Origin of the sequence: Hungatella sp. SL.1.14, from assembly GCF_024460495.1 — a bacterium.
GTDB lineage: Bacteria > Bacillota > Clostridia > Lachnospirales > Lachnospiraceae > Hungatella > Hungatella hathewayi.
Genome location: NZ_JANFYJ010000007.1, coordinates 68818 through 91495, shown reverse-complemented (window position 1 = coordinate 91495; position 22678 = coordinate 68818). Strand labels below are relative to the sequence as shown.

Genomic DNA, 22678 nt, shown 5'->3' with positions numbered 1-22678 from the left:
TTATTGTCAATATATTGTACATTTTTTTGTACAACGCAGACAAAAAATGTTACTGCTTGCGCCCTATCCTTTCTTCAGATTCCACCTCGTGATGGACCCCCTTGGTCTTGGCTGTATCCGTCCCACTACCGGGCGGATTTAGGACTTTTACCCTTTAGAGTGTGCGCCTGCCAGGCGCATAAAAAGCAAAAACCTCAGAACGCTTCTGAGGTTTTTGCTGCTCCGCTTACCACAGCAGCCTTCGCCACCGCCTGGGCCACAGCATCTTTTATCCGTGGATCAAACGGTTCCGGCAATATATATTCTGGTTTCAGTTCCTTATCTGAGACCAGTTCTGCCAACGCATATGCGGCTGCCATCTTCATCGCATCATTGACAGTTCTGGCCCTCACATCCAATACCCCCCGAAAGATTCCCGGAAATGCAAGCACATTATTAATCTGGTTTGGAAAATCACTTCTTCCTGTTCCCACTACGGCCGCACCGGCCTCCAATGCCAAATCCGGCATAATTTCCGGTGTAGGGTTTGCCATTGGAAAAGCAATCGCTTTCGGAGCCATGGAACGGATCATTTCCTGACTGACAACGCCAGGAGCGGACACACCGATCAATACGTCGGCTCCTGCAAGCACATCGGAAAGACTCCCCTGCTTTTTTTCTAAATTCGTAACCCTTGAAATCTCTGTCTGTTCTTCATTCAAACCATCAGCACCCTCATAAACAGCCCCCAGTCTGTCACACAGAATCAGGTTCTCTGCCCCCATGGCAAGCAGCAGCCTGGCAATTGCGATACCTGCTGACCCGGCTCCGTTTATTACGATTCTGATATCCTTCATTTCTTTTTCGACAATTTTTAGTGCGTTAATTAATGCAGCTGCCACTACAATGGCAGTACCATGCTGATCGTCATGAAAGACCGGAATATCACAGCATTCCTTTAACTTCCGTTCAATTTCAAAGCAGCGCGGCGCAGCAATATCTTCCAGATTAATTCCGCCAAAACTTCCTGCAAGCAGTGAAACAGTATGTACAATCTCGTCCACATCTTTAGAACGGATACAGAGCGGAACTGCGTCCACATCACCAAAAGCTTTAAACAATACGCATTTTCCCTCCATAACCGGCATAGCGGCTTCCGGCCCTATATCTCCAAGTCCCAGCACTGCCGTTCCATCCGTAACAACCGCTACCGTGTTCCAGCGTCCGGTCAATTCATAGCTCTTCTCAATGTCGCTTTGTATTTCAAGACATGGCCTGGCAACTCCCGGCGTATAGGCCATTGATAAGTCCAATTTTGTTTTCACCTGCATCTTGGGAACCACACTTAATTTTCCCTTCCACTGTTGATGTAATTTTAACGATTCCTCCGCGTAATCCATATGTCAATCCTCCAGATTTTTTTTAACCGATATTCAGCAAATCTCCGAATGTCTTCAATTTATAATTTGCAAGTTCAGAATTTACTGCATCTCCAATTGCCGCACAGTCCATGTTTCCATTCACTGCAGCCATAAGCCCGGCCCTGGCATCTTCTACTACCAGACAAGCTTCCGGTTCCAACCCTAAAAACCGGGCTGCTTTTAAAAACACCTCAGGATCCGGCTTGGAATTGGTAATATTGTTTCCATCTGATACCGCGTCAAAAAAGCCCTTCAGTCCGATCCTTTCCAGAATAAAGCCTGCATTTTTACTGGAAGATCCGATCGCCAGCTTATATCCCCGCTCTCTTAACTGGTTTAAAGTATCCCTTACCTCATCACTTAAATCACCGGTGTTCATTTCTTTCAGCAATTCCCTGTAATATCGATTCTTCTCATCCGCACAGTGCAGTTTCTCCTCATCTGTCAAGTCCCTGCCATACTTTTCCAGAATAATATCGAGACTCTCCATACGGCTCACACCTCTGAGCCTGTTATTGATGGTTTCATCAAAATAGACACCTAATTGGTCCGCCAGCTTCTTCCACGCCTGATAATGATATTTGTCAGTGTGACAGATCACTCCATCTAAATCAAATATAATACCCTGATATTTCATGCTCTCACTCCTTTATCTCTATTCTTACCACAGTACCCGGTTCAATCAGAACCCGTTTTCCGTTTAACACTAAAACGGATTCCCGCTGTCCCATATTTTCAACAGACAAATCATCATGAGACGCCGTTATTTTCAGCTGACATCCCTTTACGCACAACGGAAAAACAAGCTTATTCCACTTTTGGGGGAGTCTGGGAGCAATATGCATATCCTCTCCCTTCATCCGCACCCCTCCAAATCCCATTACCGTACTCTCCCAGATTCCACCGATCGCAGCACTGTGAATCCCTTCGTCCGAGGATTTCATCTGCGGGCCCAAATCAATCATGAGCGATTTTTTATAAAAATCATAAGCCATATCCTTAATATTCAAATCGTTGGCCATAATGGAATGAATACACTTACTTAAGGATGAATCATGAAGCGTTTTATCTTCGTAAAAGGTGAAGTTTTTCCTTCGTATATCTTCGTCAAACAAATCAGGAAAAAGGAACATCAGCATCACTGTATCCGCCTGTTTCGAGATCATAAATCCATTAATCTGTTCTGCATTAAAATCTCTGTAAATGATTTTTGCTTCCTCAGAATTCTTATATTTTGTAAGATCCATTTTCGTCAATTGCAGATACTGATCCGTTTGGGGAATAATTCCGGCCTCATCAGGTCCCGGCAAATACAGCCTGTCAATACAGGAATCTATTTTTTCTTTGATATGGGAGAGGTTTAACTTTTGATCCAGTTTTTTAAACAGTTCTGTGTTTTCTCCCAATATATTTTCCATAATAAACAGAGCCAGGTGCATATTATAGTTTGCCATATAATTTGTATAGGCATTATTATCCACATGCTCCTTATATTCATCCGGCCCAATGACATCTAAAATCTCATACCTGCCCTTTTCTTCCCTGTACTGTACCCGGCAGGCCCAGAATAATGCAGTATCCATAATCATCTCATAGCCGCAGTTTTCCATAAAACCACGGTCTCCTGTCACCAGATAATACTGCCATACCGCATAGGCAATATCTGCGGAAATATGATGCTCAATCAGGCCGGTCAATACCTTTTTTACTTTCCCGGTCACAACATCCGCACCTTTATAGAGAGGTGTCGCCTCCCCGTCATCCACCCAGGCACATTCCCATGGATACATGGCTCCCTCATATCCATTTTCTTTTGCTTTTCTGCGGGCTCCCAATAAATTTTTATATCGGTATTCCAGCAGAGTTTTCGCTGTATCCGGTCTGGTGAATGTAAAGTACGGAAGGATGAATAATTCCGTATCCCAGAAAGAATGGCCTTTATACCCTTCGCCTGTCAGCGCTTTTGCACCAATTCCCACCCGGCAGTCATCCTGTTTTGCCATAATATTTAAATGGTACAGGGAAAAACGCACGGCCAGCTGTTCAAAATCTGCATCTCCATCTATGGTAATTCCGCTCTCCTGCCAGTATTTTTCCCATTGTAAGGCACTGGCTTCTCTTAGACCGTAATATCCGGCAGAACAGCCTCTCTGCAAAGCTTTCAGACCGTCTGTCATCAGCCTTTCTTCTATTCCTTCCGTTTGAATATCTGCATATTCTAAATCTCGCGATGAATGAATTGCAGAAATTTTTTCAAAGTGAATATTCTGCCCTGCTTTTGCCATAAAGGTATAGCGGTTCTTTAACGTGCGTCTTCCCATGACCGGCAGAATATCGGCCTTCAAATTCAGATTGCAGGCGGCATGCTGGGCGATCCAGACATCAGACTCTGTGGTTCTTGATAAGTACTGCATATCTCTGCCATCATAAACTCTTCGCCGCAAATCCTTAAAATGCTGTGCACCGCTATTGGTCACACTGCCGTCAATTCCAGTTTCTATGATAATCTGTGCATCTCTGTCCACGGTCAGATCCAGGGCTGCCGCAAGCATATGCTCGTCTGCCAGAGATACGATCCGCTTAAATACAGCAGTCATACAAATCCCGGCAGGACTTTTCCATTTGATTTCGCGGACGGTCTCCCCATTTTTCAGATTCATGGTTCTCGTATACTCTTTTAACTCTCCCTGCAGAAGATTGAACCTATGGCCGTCAATGAGAATCGTCATCCCTGTCATATCAGGCACATTGGGGAGTTCTGTCACTTCCTCGTCGGACGCTTTATTAAAGGTTCCCGCAACAAATGTGTTTCTCACCTCTCCCGTATAAGCTTCCTCCAGTGCATTTCTAACTCCCATATAACCATTGCCCTGTGCAAAAATCGCCTCACACTTTCCTAAAAACCTGGAATCAAAGGTACTCTCCTGTATCAGCCAGTTTTTCAGTTCGCCTGTACCTCCATCATAGTTCAAATGGTTCATAGTCTGCCCCCTCCTTCGGCCTGTCATTTTTTATTCCGTATCCTTATCATATTTCCGGTCTTCTCTATTTCGAACCAATGTGTCTTTTCATACTTGCCGCATACCAAACAGAAGTGCTTCATACGGACGAAGAATAACATTACTTTCCACGATGCAGGAGTCCTCATAATTAGAGAGGAGCAGTTCTGACACGGAAACCGGTAATTCGATCGCCCGCTCAGTCTCATGGAAATTGCCGACTATAAACAGTCCCTTTCCGTCCTTCTCCCGTTTGTAAGCAAACACATCCGGATCTTTCTCAAAAAATGGCTTATAACTGCCATATACCATGACATCCTTCCATTCGGAATCGCGCCTGAGACGAATTAATCTTCGGTAATGCTGAAGAATTGAGTGATCATCTTCTGCACATTCCTGTACATTCACCGTCAGATAATTGGGATTTAATAAAAGCCATGGTTTCCCCTCTGTGAAACCTGCATTCTCTGTATTATCCCACTGCATTGGAGTTCTCGCATTATCCCTTCCTTTCGCATAGACCGACTGCATGATTTTATCATGATCCCAGCCCGCTTCTCTGTACTCCTGATATAAATTCAGCGTTTCAATATCCCTGTAATCTTCGATCTTTGCAAACCTTACATTGGTCATTCCGATTTCTTCTCCCTGATAGATATAGGGAGTCCCCTGCATCCCATGCAGAAAGGTGGCAAACATCCTGGCACACTCTTTCCGGTATCTGCCGTCATTGCCCCATCTCGACACGATGCGGGGCACATCATGGTTATTCCAGAACAGGCTGTTCCAGCCTCTGCCCTCCAGTTCACACTGCCATTTTGACAGTATTTCCTTCAGATTTATAAAATCCAGCTTTCCCAATTCCCATTTTGCTTTTCCTTCCGCCTTATCTAACTTTATGTACTCAAACTGAAATACCATACTGAGTTCAGAACCATCCGGATTACTGTACTGCTTTGCATTCTCGGTGGTCGCCGCCCAGGATTCCCCCACAGTAAGCACGTCCCGCCGGCAGAGCACCTCGCTATTCATTTCCTTAATATAGTCATGCAGTTTCGGCCCATTGGCAACAATCAGCTGATCCGGTACTTTTCCAATTTTATCGATGACGTCCATCCGGAATCCGCCGATCCCCTTGTCGAGCCACCAGTTCATCATCTTATAAATCTCCTGGCGCATCTCCCCGTTTTCCCAGTTTAAGTCAGGCTGCCTTTTGGAATAAAGATGCAGATAATACCGTCCGGCTTCTTCACACCATTCCCATGCAGAACCGCCGAAAGAGGATTTCAGCTGATTCGGCAATTCATCCGGAGACCCATCCCGCCACACGTAATAGTCATGGAACTTACTGGTCTTTCCCTTCTTTGCTTCCAGAAACCATGGATGCTCATCGGATGTATGATTGACTACTAAATCCATAACAAGCTTTATCCCCCGGTTACCGGCTTCTTCAATCAATTGGTCCATATCCTTCATCGAACCGAATTCCGGTGCTATATCATAGTAATCGCTGATATCATATCCGTTATCAGCCTGAGGCGACGCATACACCGGAGACAGCCAGATAACATCAATCCCCAAATATTTCAGATAATCCAGTCTTCTTATAATTCCCTGCAGATCACCGATTCCATCACCGTTAGTATCCTGAAAGCTCCGGGGATAAATCTGATAAACGACGGATTCCTGCCACCATTTCTTTTTCATATTTCCTCCTGGTACTGCAGGAGGCGGACAGAATCTAATCCGCCCGCCCCCAAAGTTTTATATCCCGCTTTATTCAAATTCTGACCAGAATTCGTCCAGGCTTTCCTGTACCTTTGCATTGACTGTATCGAGTGTCTGTCCCGGATCACCGTCGCCTAACAGACTGGTTTCAAAAATTTCCTTGCAGGCGTCATCTACGCTGTATCTTTTTGTACTAAAAGAGGTAAATGCGTAGGGAAGCGCCTCAATAAACGGCGCCATATACGGATCAGACAGCAGATCCTGATCCTCTGCAAATACCATCCGGGCACCTATTTCGCCGGTAGCTAACGACCAGCGCTTCATAACATCTTCACTGGTAAGAAATTGCAGGAATTTTACACTGGCATCAAGCTCCGGGCCCTTGGTAAAAGAGGTGATGGAATTACACCAGTAATCACCATACGTAGCCTTTTCCCCGTTTTCCCATGTTGGAAGTTCTGCCACTCCCCATTCAAAGCTGTCTCCCACTTTCTCTTTAATGGTAGCAATACGGAACGATCCATCAATGTGGAGTGCGGCGACACCGGTAGCAAACGACACCTGATCGCTCGTTGTAAATCCACTGACTGATACCTTACGGTTTTTATACATATCAATCAAATAATCCAGAGACTTTTTAGCGGTATCCGAATTATACTCGGCAGTCTTATTATCCTGACCATAGAGATCGCCGCCCAGCCCCTTATTCAGAATACGGAACCAGTGGCTCAGACGTCCATCTTTATCCATCGTCGATCCGGCAATCTTTAAATTATTGCCCTCCCAGACAGTCATCTTCTCTGCCATATCCGCATACTCTTCCCAGGTTTTCGGAAGATCTGCTTCCGTATAACCATTTTCTTCTAATAATTTCTCATTGTAAAACATGGCGTACGTTCTGACGGCTGTAGGCAATGAATAATAAACGTCATTTATCTTCCCCATCTGCACTAAGGGAGAGAACTCCTGATCAATCACTGCCGGATCAAAAACATCGGTCGGAAGCGGCTGTAAAACTCCCTGCGCATAATAATTTGAGGTATCCACACAGTTATAGTTTATGATATTCGGCCCCACGCCGGAGGACTGTGCTGTCACAATAGAGGCTGCCATCTTCTCAAAATAGCTGTCATATGGATAAGTGATATGCTCAATCTTAATTGTTGGATTCGCTGCCTCAAATTCTTTGATCAGCTCATCCATCATGGCGACTTTGGAATCGTACGCATACTGCCAGTATTGAATCGTTACGGTATCAGCCCCACTTCCGGCCTCCTGATTCGCCGCGTTCCCCGCCTGGGAGCTTCCCTCCGCTCCCGAAGTACCATTTCCGCCGCAGCCGCTCAAGCTGCCTGCAGCCAGCGCCGCAGTAAGTAATAATGCATAAATATTCTTTTTCATATTGTCTCCTTTTTTATTATTAAAAATATCAGTTGTTTTTTATCCTTTTATCCCCGACAGTGCCACACCTTCCACAATCTTACGCTGGAATATAATAAACACGATCAGAACTGGTATCGTTGCAATGGATGCTGCCGATAAAATCAATTCCCAGCTGGTGGAAACTTCCCCGGAAAACATGGCAAGACCGACCGGAATGGTAAATTTAGTGTAACCATCGACGGCAATGACCGGCCACAAAAACGAGTTCCAGCTGCCAAGAAATGTAAAGATTGCCAGTGCAGATATGGCTGGGCCGATCAGTGGCAGCGCAACCTTCATATAGATCTGCAGTTCATTCATCCCGTCAATCCGGGCTGCTTCCAATAGTTCTTCCGGAACCCCGTCAAAGAACTGTCTGGTCAGAAATATTCCAAATGCAGAGCTTAAGCTGGGAAATACAAGCGCCCAGTATGTATTATTCCATTTCATTGCATTCACCATAAGATACCACGGAATAACCAGCATCTCAGTCGGAATCATCATTGTAGACAGAATAATCATAAAAATTATATTTTTCCCTTTAAATTTATACTTGCTGAAGGCAAAGCCAACCATCGGGTCAAACACAAGTACGGACAGTGTTGTAATGCCTCCCACAAGCAGACTGTTTCTAAACCAGAGCGGGAAATTTGATTTATTCGCTACCGTGATGTAATTTTCCAGTGAAAAATGTTTTGGCAGCAGGTCAATGGAATAAACCTCAGCTCCGCTTTTGAAACTGGTACAGATCATCCAGATAAACGGGAAGATGACAATAAATCCGACAAGAAGCAGGATAACCGTCAACAGAATCTGATCTATTTTTTTCTTTGCACTCATGATTTTTTCCCCCTTAACTCTCTTCTTTGTTAAGAACTTTCATCTGGAATATGGTTATCACCAGTATAATGGCAAAAAGCACGACTGTCATGGCGCTGGCTCTTCCCATATTATACTTTGAAAATGCCTCTAAGTAAATTTCGACAACGATACTTGTTGTTGATTTTAAAGGACCGCCCCACGCATTGATATTCAGGATCTGAGTGAATACCTGCAGCGTGGATATGGTGTTCATAATAATAATGTAGACGAGCGACGCCTTAAGCTGAGGCAGCGTAATGCTCCAAAAAGTCTGCCATTTATTTGCCCCGTCTATACTGGCTGCCTCGTAATAAGAGGAGGATATCTGAGTTAAACCTGCCAGCAGAATAATGGAGTTAAATCCAATCTTCGACCAGATCAGCAGAGACATCACAACATAGATCGCCTGATTCGGACTGTTTAGAAATGGTTGGTTGGCAATCCCCAGCGTCTGCAGCAGAGCATTGATCACCCCTCCCTGCTCCATGAACATCCATTTCCAGATAAAGGCTACGGCTACCGCACTGGTTACATAAGGGATGAATATCAGTGTACGAAAAAATCCTTTTCCCTTTCGTACACCATTCAGCATCAGCGAAATACCAAGACTGACTATCACCATCAGAGGAACTGTAATGATGATATAGTAGAAGGTATTTCTGATTGCCTTTAGAAACGTTTCATCCTGAAATATCCGGATAAAGTTGCCAAGCCCGATAAAATCACGTTTACCGGACAGCAGCTGCCAGTTTGTCACGCTTAAATACAAGGAAAATACGGTAGGCGCTATTTTAAATATGAGGAAATAAATACAAGGAACTGCGATAAACAAATATGCGGTCCTCTGCTGCCTTCCTTCCATCGTCAGAGCCTTTTTTTTACTGTTACTGCTCATTTGCCTCCTCCTTTACACGTTCAGCTTTACATTTTGATTGCAGTAAATTCTCACCTCATATGGTTTTAATGTGTTCCTGTCTTCTGATTCTGTATAATTACAGAGACAGGAAGTAAAATCAGTAATCATGCTGTCAAGATCAGCCGCCGCATTCACTTCACTCCAGTTTGCAATCACAAAAAGTTTCTGATTTTGGTATTCACGGACATATGCAACTATTTTCTCATCTTCCTCTAATACCGGAGTGTAATCTCCGTAAACCAGAACTTCATTTTCCCTGCGAAGCCGTATCAATGTCTGATAATACTTAAATATGGAATCATCCGACTGTAAATCTTCTGTCACATTAATGGCCCGGTAATTCGGATTGACACTGATCCAGGGAGTATTCCGGCTGAATCCTGCATTGTCTGAGCCATCCCACTGCATGGGTGTGCGTACATTGTCTCTGCTTATATGTTTCAGAGAGGCCAACGCCTCTTCCGGATCTGCACCGGCCTCCACCATGGTGTAATACTTCCCCACAGTATACTTTTCGTCATAATAATCAATACTCGGGAAGTCTACATTGGTCATTCCGATTTCTTCTCCCTGGTAGACATAAGGGGTACCGGGAAGCGTATGGATCAGTGCTGCCAGCATTTTAGCCGATTCCACTCTGTAGGCAGTATCATTCCCAAAGAAAGAAACCTGGCGCGGTGTATCATGATTACTTAAGTATTGTGTGATCCAGCCATTCTGCTCCACAATCCCATACCAGCGTTTTTGTACATCTTTAAACTGCGAAACGGATACCAGATCCGGCCTTTTGGCAACCTCAAAATGGAAAACCATATTGATCTGCTGCTGTTCCTCCTGGACATATTCAAGGGCCTTATCCGACTTAAGATTTCCGGTCTCACCGACGGTAAGAATATCATACCGGCTGAAAACCTCCTGATTGATCTCCCTTAACAGTTCATGGATACCCGGTTGGTTCGCACACATCTCCCGGTCCACCACGTAACCGTATACGCCTACCGGAGGAGTTGGTTCCCTTGGGGAATCCGGAAGTCCGGCCGGCTTCATCAGACGGTTGACCGCATCAAGCCGGAATCCGTCAACCCCCATATCCAGCCACCACCTAAGCATATCGAACATATCAGCTTTTAGTTTTTCACAATTCCAGTTTAAATCCGGCATTTTCACAGAATAGTTATGTAAATAGTACTCACCTGTTTTTTCATCCAGCTCCCATGCCGATCCTCTGCCTTCATAAAAATAATTCCCCCAGTTGTTGGGCTCCTTACCATCTTTTCCCGGTCTCCATATATAATAATCGCGGTAAGGATTATCTTTGGATTTACGTGATTCCTGAAACCATGGATGCTCATCAGAGGTATGGTTAAGCACCATGTCCAGGATTACCCTGATATCTCTGTCGTGAGCCTGCTTAAGCAGTTCCTTAAAGTCGTCCAGCGTACCAAAATCCGGATTAATCTCCCGGTAATCAGAAATATCATAACCGTTATCTACCTGCGGAGATTTAAATATTGGCGTCAGCCAGATAACATTTGCCCCTAAATCTTTAATGTAATCAAGCTTCTCCGTAATTCCCGGGATATCACCTATCCCATCCCCATTCGAATCCCGGAAGCTTTTAGGATATATTTCATATACTACAGCTTCCTTCCACCACTTTCTCGTCATATTTTACCTCCATATATTAAAGCCGCTTTTTATTTAAAGCGCTTTAAATAACTTTAAACATATATTATCACAATTTAAAGCGCTTTACAAGCTATTTTTTATAGTGTTTATGCACAAATATATTTTAAGTAATTTGTGTATTTTTTAAATTATTATTTTTTTATTGTAAAGCGCTTTAAATTGGTATATAATAGATGATATGGAAAATATAATATCGAGGTGAATTATGGGAGTAAGCTTAAAAGAAATAGCAAAAGCCGCAGGTGTCTCAGAGGCAACGGCCTCTCTTGCACTGAATAACAAACCGCAGGTGAATGCTGAAACAAAAAAGCGAATTTGTAATATTGCCGCCGAAATGGGATATATCCCCTCTATAAACGCGCAAAATCTAACCAATAAAAAAAGTAAGCTGGTCGGCGTTATCGTTCCTAATATATCCAATCTGGTTTACAGCACATTTGTCCGCGGACTTGAAGCAGAGTTAAGAAAACATGATTATAAAATGATTATGGCAACCAGTGAAAGTAATATTGATTATGAAGAAGAGATGATTAAACACTTTATATCATTTCGCGTCGAAGGTGCCATCATCTATCCTTTAATAAAGGAAAATCCCAATCCAAAATATTTAGATATGCTTACCGCCTATAACATTCCATTCGTCTTTATCGGAAGTTACTATCGCGGGATTAACGCCCCCCATGTCATGTCAGATATTTACGGAGCCATATCCAACGCTACAGAATATCTTTACCGTACAGGTGCAAGAGATTTCTATTATTTTGGAGGCTGTAAAACGATTGTCAGCAATGACTTGAAATTCCGTGCAATTCGCGACACGCTTTCTAATAAAGGAATTAACTTTGAAGACAGCCATTACATTGAACTGCAAAAGACCAATTATCAATGCGCATATGAGCAGGCTGTAAAACTATTATCTCAACATCAGAAAATTGACGCAGCGCTGGCCGGTGACGTATACACTTCCATGGCAGTATATAATGCTTTACGTGAATTTGGATTTCTTGTTCCAGACGACGTATCTCTGATAAGCTTTGATAATTTATTACCTCCTGAGGTCTGCAAAGTCCCCTTAACCTGCATTGAGCAAAATTCAAGTGAGATTGTACATGATACTGTAGATATATTACTCCAGAAGATGGCCGGTAATCACATAAATAAAAATATCTTAGTTAATACAAAGCTGATTATTCGTGATACAACCAAAAATTGATCCTATACAAATCCTTTGTTCCAATAACCACTGCCAGGTAGCATTTGCCAAACTGAATCTCAAAAACCCCAGAGCCGGAACTCTGGGGTTTTCGCTTTACGCATGTATCTGTGAAGCAGATAGGCTTCCTGTTCCGGTTACTTCCATAGCCGAAATGTCTTTCCATACGCGCATTCAGGCGGCAGCGAGGGATGAAACAGAGCCCGAAACAAATTTACCTTCTGGCAGGTCGGGCATCTGCGGAAACGGCTTTCATATACGCGGCACAAATGCGTTTTCTCATCGAGGAACTCGCAGGGAGAGGCAAAATTAATTCTGACCTCTCCCCTGCGTGTGACGGAACGGGTATAGCAGCACAGCCCGCATTGGCTGCATAACTCATCCCAGTTTCCATGCCATTTCCTGTATTCTCTCCATATGCGAAGCGGCAGAAAGCCGCGGTCACGGCGCATAATTGATAGCGAGCGTAATCTCCAGTTTCTTTTCAGCCTGACTGTCTTCTGCCGCATATCCGAGGGCCGCACCTGAAATCGGAGTAAATCCCCCGGGAATTCCAAGTTCTTTTTGCAGCTCCGGAATGTTTGCGATCACGTTGACCGCTCCCCAGAGATAGATGTTATCTACGCCTAAATCCGTGGCAGCCAGCAGCATATTCTCCATAACACAGCCCACGTTTGCATACTGGATATTGGGAAACTTCGGTTCCGAAGACGATACCAGTACAAGGACAGGCGCACCGTACAGAACGTCGCGGTCCATATGGAAGGCCTCTTTGACTGCCTCACTGATTTTACTGAGAGTTTCAGGGTTCTGGACGACTGTCAGGTGAAGTGACGAATAATCGCCAGCTCCTACAGGGGCCGCGCACCCGGCTGCAAGAATCGCATCCAGCTCTGGTTTTGCAACTGCCTGATCCGGCATAAACGCTCTGGTTGACTTTCTCTTTGCAATCGCTTTCATGGTTTCCATCTTAAATCTCCTTCTCTGTCATTATTTTTATTTGCTATTCCACCGTCCCCACATAGGCAAACCCTTTCGGAGGCGTTGGAGCACTGCTTTGGTTTACCGTAAAGCGGAATGATTTTCCCTCATGGTCCCCTGCTGCTTTCAAATGGGCAAGCGCAATTCCTACATCTAAATCGGTAAGGTGATAGAGTCTTCCCTTAATCCCCCCGAGACTCGGCCTGTAATAGACGTGAATCACGCCTCCGGATGCGGCAAAATACCACGGCTGTCCGTTCATACCCGACGGGGCCAGGCGGGCTGCCTCAAGCCGTGAGTCTGTGCCACTGGAAATATCCTCCAGCGGCCTGCGGTCAAAGTCGCCCGGCTTTCTCACTGCCGGCTCAGACGGCTTTCCCAGAGCGATGCCGATGATAAAATTCGGGTCAGGCTGACGGGGGCTGACGCTGTTAAGCCAGCGAGTGGCATACCCCCTGGAATAGAGGTACAGTTCCGCCTGCTGGAAGCAGAAGCCCGCCGCTGTATTCCGCAGCGGATGTTCCCTCCCTGATATAAGCAGGTAATGGGGTGCTTTAGGAAGCGCCAATCCTTTCACGCCGTCTGCCCCCACAATTTTATGGGTGAGCTTCACTTCAGGAACCAGCGGCTTCACACCTGTGATAAATGTCTCAAAGTCTTCCAGTGCCTGGGCGGAAAGCGGTGCCGAGTCAAATTTACGGGTTGATGCACGGGTGAAAATGCTTGAATACGTATCCATCCTTTTTTCCTTCCTTTTCCCCGGTTTGAGGAATGTGTGATTGGAGTTCATATAAACATTGATATATTCCGACAACTGTTGTATGATTAAAATATACCATTTTTCCGCCGCCCAATCAACCAACAGATAAGGCGTTATTGTCGGATTGTAAAGGAGTTACCTATATGAAAAAACAGCCTGAAATTACATCTGCCACCAGAAAAACCTTTGTTGATGCCTTTTGCTCTCTCTATCTGCATACCCCGATTGAAAAAATAACCGTTCAGGAAATCGTCAGGAGAGCCGGATATAACAGAAGCACCTTTTACCAGTATTTCAGGGATGTAAATGATCTGCTCACATATCTTGAGGACGAGATAATTGAGAACATCAGAGAGAAGGTAGACATGAATTTTGACCAGATCGACTTTGCTGATTCTTTTATTCGCTCTTTCTCCAGTCTTCACGAGGAGACAGAAAAGTATGTGGCCATGCTGCTTACCAATCCCGACAGCACAAAGTTTACCCAACGGGTGAAAACAGCGATGATGCCGGTTCTTCTTCGGCATTTCAATATTTCGGAAAATGATGAGAAAGCGGTTTATGTGCTGGAATTCTATCTGGCCGGAGTCATTGCTATTGCCAGCCATTGGCTGGCTGAGGGAAGAAAAGTTCCGATCATCGAAGTCGGAAGGCTGATACACACCCTGCTGACAGAGGGCGTGTTGAGTGCACTGGGACGTGAACATGCAGATTGTGACTGAACAGGAATCAGGCAATTTGCTGTCTGTGAAACGGCTGTAATCCAAATGAAAACCCCAGGACTTGCCTTCCTGGGGTTTTCTCTTGATGCCTGCATAAAAGATTTGCTCTCTTTTTTGCTTAGTAACAGTAAATCGCGTATTTAAAGCAGTTTCAACTACTATTTATTATTAAGCGCCGCCTGAGCCGCAGCCAGTCTTGCGATCGGCACACGGAACGGAGAACAGGATACGTAGTTTAAGCCTACCTTGTGGCAGAACTCGATGGAGGACGGATCGCCGCCATGCTCGCCGCAGATACCAAGCTTGATGTCAGGTCTTGTCTTTCTGCCCTTTTCAGCAGCCATCTGCACAAGCTGTCCAACGCCGGTCTGGTCAAGTCTTGCGAATGGATCAGACTCGTAGATCTTAGCTTTGTAGTAGGAGTCTAAGAACTTGCCTGCATCATCACGGGAGAATCCGAATGTCATCTGTGTTAAGTCGTTGGTACCGAAGGAGAAGAACTCTGCTTCCTCAGCAACAGCGTCAGCGGTCAGTGCAGCTCTCGGGATCTCGATCATGGTACCGATATGGTACTGGATATCAGAGCCTTTCTCTGCCTTAACTGCTTCTGCAGTCTCAACTACAATATCTTTTACAAACTTTAATTCCTTCTTCTCGCCTACCAGCGGGATCATGATCTCAGGAATGATGTCGTATCCGTCTTCTTCTTTTACTTCGATGGCAGCTTCCATAACGGCTCTTGTCTGCATCTTCGCAATCTCAGGATAAGTAACTGCCAGACGGCATCCTCTGTGGCCCATCATCGGGTTGAACTCGTGTAAGTCCGCACACTTCTCTTTAATCGCTTCTACGGTTAATCCCATGTCAGCAGCTAAAGCTTCGATGTCCTCTTCCTTTGTCGGAAGGAACTCATGTAACGGCGGATCTAAGTAACGAACGGTCATTGGTCTGCCTTCCAGAGCCTTGTACATTGCCTTGAAATCGCCCTTCTGGAACGGAATCAGTTCATTTAATGCTTCTTCTCTTGCTTCAACCGTATCGGAAAGGATCATCTTTCTGATCTTCGGAATTCTGTCTTCTTCGAAGAACATATGCTCGGTACGGCAGAGGCCGATACCTTCTGCGCCTAACTTCACTGCGTTTAATGTATCTGCAGGAGTATCCGCGTTTGTTCTTACATGGAGTGTTCTGAACTCATCAGCCCAGCCCATGATTCTGCCGAAGTCACCGCTTACGGTAGCTTCTACAGTAGCGATATCGCCAAGGTAAATCTTACCTGTGGAACCGTCTAAGGAGATGTAATCGCCTTCCTTGATGGTATGTCCGCCAAGCTCGAAGTACTTAGCTGCTTCATCAATCTTGATCTCGCCGCAGCCGGATACGCATGCGGTACCCATACCACGTGCAACTACTGCTGCATGGGAGGTCATGCCGCCGCGAACGGTTAAGATACCTTCTGCTGCGTGCATTCCTTCGATATCCTCAGGAGAAGTCTCAAGACGAACAAGGATTACTCTCTCGCCTGCCTCATGATGAGCCTTTGCGTCCTCAGCTGTGAAGTAAACCTTACCAGCCGCAGCACCAGGAGATGCCGGAAGAGCGGAACCGATCACTTCGCCTGCCTTTAATGCAGCGGTGTCGAATGTCGGATGCAGTAACTGATCGAGGGATTTTGCTTCGATTCTTAAAACTGCTTCCTGTGGTGTAATCTTTCCTTCGTCTACTAAATCGCAGGCAATCTTGATGGCTGCCGGAGCAGTTCTCTTGCCGTTACGTGTCTGTAAGAAGTATAATTTGCCTTCCTGGATTGTGAATTCCATATCCTGCATATCGCGGTAATGGTCTTCCAGCTTGTGAGCGATTGCCATGAATTCTTTGTAGCATTCCGGTAAATCCTCAGCCAGCTTCGTGATCGGCTGCGGTGTACGGATACCGGCAACAACGTCCTCGCCCTGAGCGTTGATTAAGTACTCGCCGTAGATGCCGTTCTCACCAGTCGATGGGTTACGTGTAAATGCAACGCCTGTACCGGAGGTATTGCCCATGTTGCCGAATACCATGGCCTGTACGTTTACAGCGGTACCCCAGTCGCCGGGGATATCGTTCATACGTCTGTAAACGATCGCACGAGGGTTGTCCCAGGAACGGAAAACAGCCTTAACAGCTTCCATTAACTGAACCTTCGGATCCTGCGGGAATTCCTCGCCCATCTTCTCTTTATAAATAGATTTGTATTTTGCGATAACTTCCTTTAAATCATCAGCAGTTAAGTCTGTATCGTACTTAGCTCCCTTAGATTCCTTAACTTCATCAAGGATGCCCTCGAAGAAAGTCTTGCTCATCTCCATAACAACATCGGAGAACATCTGGATAAATCTTCTGTAAGAATCGTATGCAAATCTTGGGTTGCCTGTCTTCTTGGCAAATCCTTCCACTGCAACGTCGTTCAGTCCCAGGTTTAAGATGGTATCCATCATACCAGGCATGGATGCTCTTGCGCCGGAACGTACAGATACTAATAACGGATCTTCGGTATCACCGAATTTCTTGCCCTGGATTTCCTCTAATGTCTTCAGAGCATCAAAAATCTGTCCCTGAATCTCATCCGTAATCTTCTTGCCGCTGTTATAATAGTCTGTACAAGCCTCTGTCGTTACAGTAAAGCCCTGTGGAATCGGCAGGCCTAAATTAGTCATCTCTGCTAAGTTAGCTCCCTTACCGCCTAACAGGTTCTTCATGTCGGCTCTGCCTTCTTTGAACAAATAAACCCATTTTGTTGCCATAAGTATTTCCTCCTCAAATAAAGTTATCGGTTCGCTTTCACGCCGTAAGAAAAAAGCGCGCGAAAGACCTGTCAATATTATAGCATAATTCAATTTCTAGTAAAGGGGTTTTCTTGATTTACTGGCAAAAATTCGCTCTTTTTTCAGTACAATTTTATGAAAGTGCTTTCAAATTCTGTCATTTTCTGATATGCGATTTTCATTCGTATATACGATTTTCCATTATCTGACAGGTTCCGGCTATTATCAGAAATCCCGTTTCTTCCTTCTGTATAATCTCACAGTTTGCCGCTGCCGGAAAAGCGGACTTTTTCAGGCTGAAACCGTTTCGATGCACGGTGAAAGACCTGGCGGAAAAGCAGCTCCCGGATAATATATAAAGTCTTTGCAAGATACTCTTTTTTGGGAGTTTCCCGGAAAAAATCGTCTTCCAGACCCTCACGGCTGGAGTTATCCAAAGTTCCTTCAAACAGAACATACGGCTCCAGCAGTTCGGAAAAGAGTTTGGGTGTATACCGGTAATACGGCTTGTGGAGCGTGATCCCCGCCTCCTCCAGCACTCTGGCAACAAACTCCCCGCAGTTGTATGCCTTATAAAGCGGATGGCCGCCGAAAAGGGGGATCAGCAGCATATGGATCAGATTATACATGATCTCAGGATCATGCTTCACGTCTTCCATGAATCGTATGGCGTTTTCATATCCCGCCCTCGAGACTGGTACCCGGAAAATCTTTGTGTAGATGGGCACATCCTCTCCCAGCGTATAATAGATCCTCTTCTCCTCGATATATCCGGATATGGGCGGCGTCCTGGCCCGCAGCCTGGAAAATGCGTAAAAATGAGTATACGTATCATCCAGCGATACCGCCACATGGGTGTACCGGTACCCCGTCGCCTTCTGTGTCAGGCGGCCAAAACCGGAAGGGAGGTAGAGGAGCAGAACATATAAGTATTCCATCACGGTTCCTTTCTTGCCTTTTTTCTTATTCTACCATATAATTTTATCAGATAACAGCGCATTTGAACGCAGCGAACGCTGGCTGCTCATAACAGGGAGGTGTCATATGATTCTGCTGGTAAAACCGGAAGCCGCAGGCAGCGGATTCAGCCTGGATATGGCTCTTAAGACGGAGCCTCTGGAACTGGAGTATATAAAAGCCATGCTGAAGGAATTTGATGTGGAGAGCATCATCTATGAGGCATCCTTCGACAGGCGCAGTTTTGATGAAGTTTTCAGGGAGTACACCCCCGATGCGGTTGCTGTCACCGGTTATATCACTCAGGAAAACATTATGCTCTCCTACGTCCGGCGCTCAAAGGAGCTGTGTCCCGGCTGCATCACCATGGTGGGCGGCTCACATGCACAGCTGAATCCGGAGCGTTTCTTCGATCCGGCGGTGTCATACATATGCCGTTCCGACAATATCTACGCGATTGCTGATGTTTTGATGGCAGAAGGGATCATTCCGCTCAAAAATGGCTCCTGTCCCCCGGAACTGTCCTCCATTGACGGACTCTGCTATCAGGAACAAAGCTGCCTTACGGAAAACGGCACGGTACAAAATGGCGCAGTCTCACGGAATAAGAGCCTCTGGTGCAAAAATCCCATGAAACCGTTTGATATCAACAAACTGCCAATTCCGGACCGCACGACATTTTCCCTTTATCAGAGCCATTACCGCTACTTAGACGTCTCCCCTGTCGCCCTCTTAAAGACCTCATCGTCCTGTCCCTTCCACTGTGCCTTCTGCTACGGCCGCCAGCTCAACTGCGGTACCTACTGCCAGAGGGATTTAGAAGCGGTCATTGAGGAGCTGGAGACCATCCCCTGCGATCACATCCAGATTGCCGATGACGACTTTTTATTCGATGTTCCAAGGCTCAAAACCTTTATCCGGCTGCTCCGGGAACGGAATATCAAAAAAACCTTTATCTGCTACGGACGATCCGATTTCATTGCCGCCCACGAATCCCTGATCCGGGAGCTGGCAGAAGCCGGCTTCCGCTACATCATGGTCGGTTTGGAGGCGGTTTCCGACAGCTTTCTGGATTCCTACCAGAAGCATTCCTCGCAGGCTCTCAATATACAGACCATCCGGATTCTTCATAAATACGGCATCAATCTGGTGGGGCTTTTTATCATCGACAGCCGTTTTAAAAAAGAGGATTTTCGCAATATGCGGCGGTTTATTCATGCACACCGGATCACTTATACGGGAGTTTCCATCTTTACCCCCATACCGGGGACGCCGCTCTTTAATGAATACCGCGACCGGCTCACCACGGAAAATTATGAAAAATGGGACTTCATGCACCTGGTGGTCAAACCGGAATGCATGAGCCGCTTCCATTTTTATTTTGAATACTATCTTCTCATCATGGATTTATTTCGAATTGCGCAGAAAGCTGGAATATACAGCTTTCTGCGGCTGAAAGACTATAAGAATATTTTTTTGAAGCTGCTCTTTACAGACAGCTTTAAACTGCGGCCGGACCGTTAGAAGGAAGTTTTTTATTCTGCGCTGTCAGAAGAAAACGGCAGACAAAAAGCGTTAAAAACTCGGTCACAGGCATAACGGACCAGATTCCGGTAACGCCGAATGCAATCGGCAGCAGGAACACAAGAACAGCATTTAATACCATCCCTCTCATCATACAGATAAACAGGGAGTATCCCGGCTTCATCACGGACTGGAAATACGTGCTGTAAAGAATATTAAAGCCCATGGCGAAGAACGACAGGAAATAGATCCGCACGGCCGGGATGGACATGGCCAGAATCTCCGCCGTAGGCTTTACAAAGGCTGCCGTCACCAGAGCCGGCAGCAAAAGGCCGATTCCCGTAAAGAGAACGCCCGACACGGTCACCGCCATTTCACCCAAATGGCGTGTCTCCTTTAACCGTTCCTTCCTGCCTGCGCCGTAATTGGTCGCAAGAATCGGCTGAACCGCCTGGGATATGCCGTTGCTGATGGAAGCCACGATCAGGGCGCTGTTGGAAATGATTCCATACACCACGACGCCCAGATCCCCGACGTAGACAAGAAGCTGGCGGTTGAATAAAAATGTCACCACGCCATTGCACATCTCCAGCAGGAAGCTGGCAAAGCCGGCTGTCACCACTTCCCATGCCTTCCTCCAGTTCGGGCGGGCCACCGTCTTAAGCGTGCTCTCCGGTGAGAAAAAATGAGTCAGCAGGATTCCCACCGTCAGGAGGGAGCCGATCACCGAGGCGACAGCTGCCCCTGCCATCCCCATCTTCATTGGAAATATAAAGATATAATCCAGAATCACATTGGTCACGCCGCCTGCCACCACCGCGGCCATGGACACCTTCGGCGCCCGGTCGTTTCTGACAAAGGCCTGCAAAAAGGCTGAGAATAAGAACACCGGGGCTCCCGTAACCAGGACGCGTCCGTATTCATCCACGTAATTCCCCATGGTATCATTTCTGCCCAGAAATTCTGTCACCGGCCGGAAAAGCAGATGTCCGCCTGCAATGTAAAAGACGGCAAAGGCCGCGGCCAGCCAGAGGGCCACCGTAAAATACTCTCTGGCCGCCCGTTCATCCCGCCGTCCCTTCGAGATGGAGAGCAGAACGCCTCCTCCGACGCCGAAGAGCATCCCTGTTCCAAAAAACAGGCTGAATAAGGGAAGCAGCAGGTTTAACGCCGCAATTCCCACGGCTCCCACTCCGCGGCCGATCATCAGCGTGTCGGCCAAAATATAAATAGAAGTAACCAGCGTTGCACTGATGGACGGCATCAGATACTTGATAAACAGCTTTGGAACCGGTTCTTCTAAGAGATTTAGTTTCTGCACAATATACCTCCTTTTGTTTAAATTATATATGTCTTTTTGACTATCTTTTTATATCTTCTTAAATGTCCGCAAAGCCTTATTTTATCGGCTCTACGGGCATTTTGCTTTTGTGATAAACCTCACATATCTAGGTCTATCTTCTTATATTTTCGCTATCAAACGTGGTTAAAATCGTGGTAAATACCTCTTATGCGATTAGACGCTGAACCTCTGATTTTGCGGTATCTATGGACGCATGAGCGTACCAGTTCATTGTGATACTGATATTTGAATGCCCCATGATATACTGTAAATCTTTCGGGTTCATGTTCTTGCTTGCCAGCCTTGTGCAGAACGTATGGCGTAGCGTATGCGGTGTGATATGTGGCAAGGGATTGTCCTTGTGTTGCTTGTTGTATTTCTTTACCATACGGACGAATAAGGCGTTATAATCAATCGCAACTTTGGGCTTGCCTTTATGATTGACAAATAGGAAATTGCTCCGTCCGTCTATCACAAATGGTTCTGTCTTTGGGCGTTTCTTCATAACCCGTTGAAATGCCTGTATTGTTTCTCTGCTTAATGGCACTTGCCTTATTCCGCTCTTTGTTTTAGGCGTTTCAATATAATAGCCTTGTTCCTTGCTCTTTAGTAACTGGTGGTCGATTATCACAACTTCATTCTTGAAATCAATATCGGCTACTGTCAGTCCGCACAGTTCCGAGATACGAAGTCCTGTCTTTAACAGTATCAGCACATCATCATAATACTTGTGATACACATTGTCCGTCTTGATGAATGAGAGTAGGGATTGTTCCTGTTCCTCTGTCAATGCGACTTTCTCTTTGGTATCATTTTCTAGGACTTCACTCAACTTGAAATCAAAAGGGTTTTTCCTTACACAATCGTCTTGTATGGCGATATAGAATGACGCTTTTAACGAGCGTTTATGGTTGTTAATGGTGTTATAGGAAAAGCCTTTGTCTTTCATGCGTAACGCCCATTCCCTAGCGTCAGAGGGTTTTATCGTATCAATGCTCCTAGCACCTAACTTGTCCTCTTTCAATAACCGCATGAGCTGTTCCCGTTGTTTCTGTGTGCTTTTCTTCACGTTTGCCCTCTGTGCGTTCTGTTTGGCGTAGAGTTGGCAAAGCGTCATTTTCTTGCCTGTGCTGTCGATACCGTCCTCAATATCCCGTCTTATCTGCTGTTCCAGTTCACGAAGTGAGGGTTTTTCCCGTTTTCCCTTTGGTGTCGGGTCTGTGGGTGTCAATCTCCAAGCATACACATATTTTGTGTTTCCAAATGCGTCCACATATTTATATAAGTATTTTCCGTCTGTTCGTTGGCTCTCTCCAGTATGCAGGATACGTCCTTTGCTATCCCGTCTTTTTTCTTTCAT

General features: G+C 45.7%; 17 protein-coding genes. 3 read left to right on the top strand and 14 right to left on the bottom strand.

Annotated features, from left to right (window positions below; translation table 11 throughout):
• Positions 1–194: 194 nt before the first annotated feature.
• From NE473_RS09645 to NE473_RS09610, 8 genes are all read right to left on the bottom strand, one after another.
• Entirely contained in the window at positions 195–1379 is a 1185-nt protein-coding gene (locus NE473_RS09645; RefSeq protein WP_055650476.1) for an NAD(P)-dependent malic enzyme, read from the bottom strand.
• Between the two features lie 22 nt (positions 1380–1401).
• Positions 1402–2037, bottom strand: a complete 636-nt coding sequence (gene pgmB, locus NE473_RS09640; RefSeq protein WP_055650475.1) for a beta-phosphoglucomutase — start codon at positions 2035–2037, stop codon at positions 1402–1404.
• A 4-nt stretch (positions 2038–2041) separates the two neighbouring features.
• Entirely contained in the window at positions 2042–4381 is a 2340-nt protein-coding gene (locus tag NE473_RS09635; RefSeq protein WP_055650474.1) for a glycoside hydrolase family 65 protein, read from the bottom strand.
• Between the two features lie 87 nt (positions 4382–4468).
• Entirely contained in the window at positions 4469–6106 is a 1638-nt protein-coding gene (locus tag NE473_RS09630; RefSeq protein ID WP_055650473.1) for an alpha-glucosidase, read from the bottom strand.
• A 69-nt stretch (positions 6107–6175) separates the two neighbouring features.
• Complete coding sequence (locus tag NE473_RS09625) at positions 6176–7528, bottom strand: extracellular solute-binding protein (protein ID WP_155560755.1); 1353 nt, start codon at positions 7526–7528, stop codon at positions 6176–6178.
• 39 nt (positions 7529–7567) lie between these two features.
• A complete protein-coding gene (locus tag NE473_RS09620; RefSeq protein ID WP_055651746.1) occupies positions 7568–8389 on the bottom strand; it encodes a carbohydrate ABC transporter permease in 822 nt (273 codons plus the stop codon).
• Positions 8390–8402: 13 nt separating this feature from the next.
• Positions 8403–9305 carry a carbohydrate ABC transporter permease gene (locus NE473_RS09615; RefSeq protein ID WP_055651747.1) on the bottom strand — a complete coding sequence of 301 codons (903 nt, stop codon included), beginning with the start codon at positions 9303–9305 and terminating at the stop codon, positions 8403–8405.
• 12 nt (positions 9306–9317) lie between these two features.
• Complete coding sequence (locus NE473_RS09610; RefSeq protein ID WP_055651748.1) at positions 9318–10994, bottom strand: glycoside hydrolase family 13 protein; 1677 nt, start codon at positions 10992–10994, stop codon at positions 9318–9320.
• 226 nt (positions 10995–11220) lie between these two features.
• Here NE473_RS09610 and NE473_RS09605 point away from each other — a divergent pair, with 226 nt between their 5' ends.
• On the top strand, positions 11221–12228 hold the full coding sequence (locus tag NE473_RS09605) for a LacI family DNA-binding transcriptional regulator (protein ID WP_055651749.1): 1008 nt from the start codon (positions 11221–11223) through the stop codon (positions 12226–12228).
• A 441-nt stretch (positions 12229–12669) separates the two neighbouring features.
• Here the strand turns inward: NE473_RS09605 and NE473_RS09600 are convergent, their stop codons facing one another.
• Together NE473_RS09600 and NE473_RS09595 are read right to left on the bottom strand one after the other, a co-directional pair.
• On the bottom strand, positions 12670–13197 hold the full coding sequence (locus NE473_RS09600) for a nitroreductase family protein (RefSeq protein WP_055651751.1): 528 nt from the start codon (positions 13195–13197) through the stop codon (positions 12670–12672).
• A 34-nt stretch (positions 13198–13231) separates the two neighbouring features.
• Positions 13232–13948: a nitroreductase family protein gene (locus tag NE473_RS09595; RefSeq protein WP_055651752.1), complete on the bottom strand. Its 717-nt coding sequence runs from the start codon at positions 13946–13948 to the stop codon at positions 13232–13234.
• Between the two features lie 164 nt (positions 13949–14112).
• On the opposite strand from NE473_RS09595, the gene NE473_RS09590 reads away from it, so the two are divergent.
• Positions 14113–14691 carry a TetR/AcrR family transcriptional regulator gene (locus NE473_RS09590; protein ID WP_022031870.1) on the top strand — a complete coding sequence of 193 codons (579 nt, stop codon included), beginning with the start codon at positions 14113–14115 and terminating at the stop codon, positions 14689–14691.
• 158 nt (positions 14692–14849) lie between these two features.
• Here NE473_RS09590 and ppdK read toward each other — a convergent pair whose 3' ends face one another.
• Entirely contained in the window at positions 14850–17474 is a 2625-nt protein-coding gene (gene ppdK, locus NE473_RS09585; protein ID WP_022031869.1) for a pyruvate, phosphate dikinase, read from the bottom strand.
• 278 nt (positions 17475–17752) lie between these two features.
• Positions 17753–18433, bottom strand: a complete 681-nt coding sequence (locus tag NE473_RS09580; RefSeq protein ID WP_055651753.1) for a hypothetical protein — start codon at positions 18431–18433, stop codon at positions 17753–17755.
• A gap of 106 nt (positions 18434–18539) precedes the next feature.
• Between NE473_RS09580 and NE473_RS09575 the strand changes: the two genes are divergently transcribed.
• The gene (locus NE473_RS09575) at positions 18540–19976 is read left to right on the top strand and encodes a B12-binding domain-containing radical SAM protein (RefSeq protein WP_055651754.1); all 1437 of its coding nucleotides are present in this window, start codon (positions 18540–18542) and stop codon (positions 19974–19976) included.
• Here NE473_RS09575 and NE473_RS09570 read toward each other — a convergent pair.
• Both NE473_RS09570 and NE473_RS09565 read right to left on the bottom strand, forming a co-directional pair.
• Positions 19954–21297: an MATE family efflux transporter gene (locus tag NE473_RS09570; protein ID WP_055651755.1), complete on the bottom strand. Its 1344-nt coding sequence runs from the start codon at positions 21295–21297 to the stop codon at positions 19954–19956. The genes NE473_RS09575 and NE473_RS09570 overlap by 23 nt on opposite strands.
• A 187-nt stretch (positions 21298–21484) precedes the next feature.
• Positions 21485–22678 carry a site-specific integrase gene (locus NE473_RS09565; protein WP_256265217.1) on the bottom strand — a complete coding sequence of 398 codons (1194 nt, stop codon included), beginning with the start codon at positions 22676–22678 and terminating at the stop codon, positions 21485–21487.

Bases quoted from the DNA above. Each gene is read 5' to 3' on its own strand.
- NE473_RS09605 (WP_055651749.1), top strand. From the start codon at position 11,221: ATGGGAGTAAGCTTAAAAGAAATAGCAAAAGCCGCAGGTGTCTCAGAG.
- NE473_RS09575 (WP_055651754.1), top strand. From the start codon at position 18,540: ATGATTCTGCTGGTAAAACCGGAAGCCGCAGGCAGCGGATTCAGCCTG.
- NE473_RS09600 (WP_055651751.1), bottom strand. From the start codon at position 13,197: ATGGAAACCATGAAAGCGATTGCAAAGAGAAAGTCAACCAGAGCGTTT.
- NE473_RS09610 (WP_055651748.1), bottom strand. From the start codon at position 10,994: ATGACGAGAAAGTGGTGGAAGGAAGCTGTAGTATATGAAATATATCCT.
- NE473_RS09580 (WP_055651753.1), bottom strand. From the start codon at position 18,433: ATGGAATACTTATATGTTCTGCTCCTCTACCTCCCTTCCGGTTTTGGC.
- NE473_RS09565 (WP_256265217.1), bottom strand. From the start codon at position 22,678: ATGAAAGAAAAAAGACGGGATAGCAAAGGACGTATCCTGCATACTGGA.
- NE473_RS09615 (WP_055651747.1), bottom strand. From the start codon at position 9,305: ATGAGCAGTAACAGTAAAAAAAAGGCTCTGACGATGGAAGGAAGGCAG.
- NE473_RS09620 (WP_055651746.1), bottom strand. From the start codon at position 8,389: ATGAGTGCAAAGAAAAAAATAGATCAGATTCTGTTGACGGTTATCCTG.
- NE473_RS09645 (WP_055650476.1), bottom strand. From the start codon at position 1,379: ATGGATTACGCGGAGGAATCGTTAAAATTACATCAACAGTGGAAGGGA.
- NE473_RS09595 (WP_055651752.1), bottom strand. From the start codon at position 13,948: ATGGATACGTATTCAAGCATTTTCACCCGTGCATCAACCCGTAAATTT.
- NE473_RS09625 (WP_155560755.1), bottom strand. From the start codon at position 7,528: ATGAAAAAGAATATTTATGCATTATTACTTACTGCGGCGCTGGCTGCA.
- pgmB (WP_055650475.1), bottom strand. From the start codon at position 2,037: ATGAAATATCAGGGTATTATATTTGATTTAGATGGAGTGATCTGTCAC.
- NE473_RS09590 (WP_022031870.1), top strand. From the start codon at position 14,113: ATGAAAAAACAGCCTGAAATTACATCTGCCACCAGAAAAACCTTTGTT.
- ppdK (WP_022031869.1), bottom strand. From the start codon at position 17,474: ATGGCAACAAAATGGGTTTATTTGTTCAAAGAAGGCAGAGCCGACATG.
- NE473_RS09630 (WP_055650473.1), bottom strand. From the start codon at position 6,106: ATGAAAAAGAAATGGTGGCAGGAATCCGTCGTTTATCAGATTTATCCC.
- NE473_RS09635 (WP_055650474.1), bottom strand. From the start codon at position 4,381: ATGAACCATTTGAACTATGATGGAGGTACAGGCGAACTGAAAAACTGG.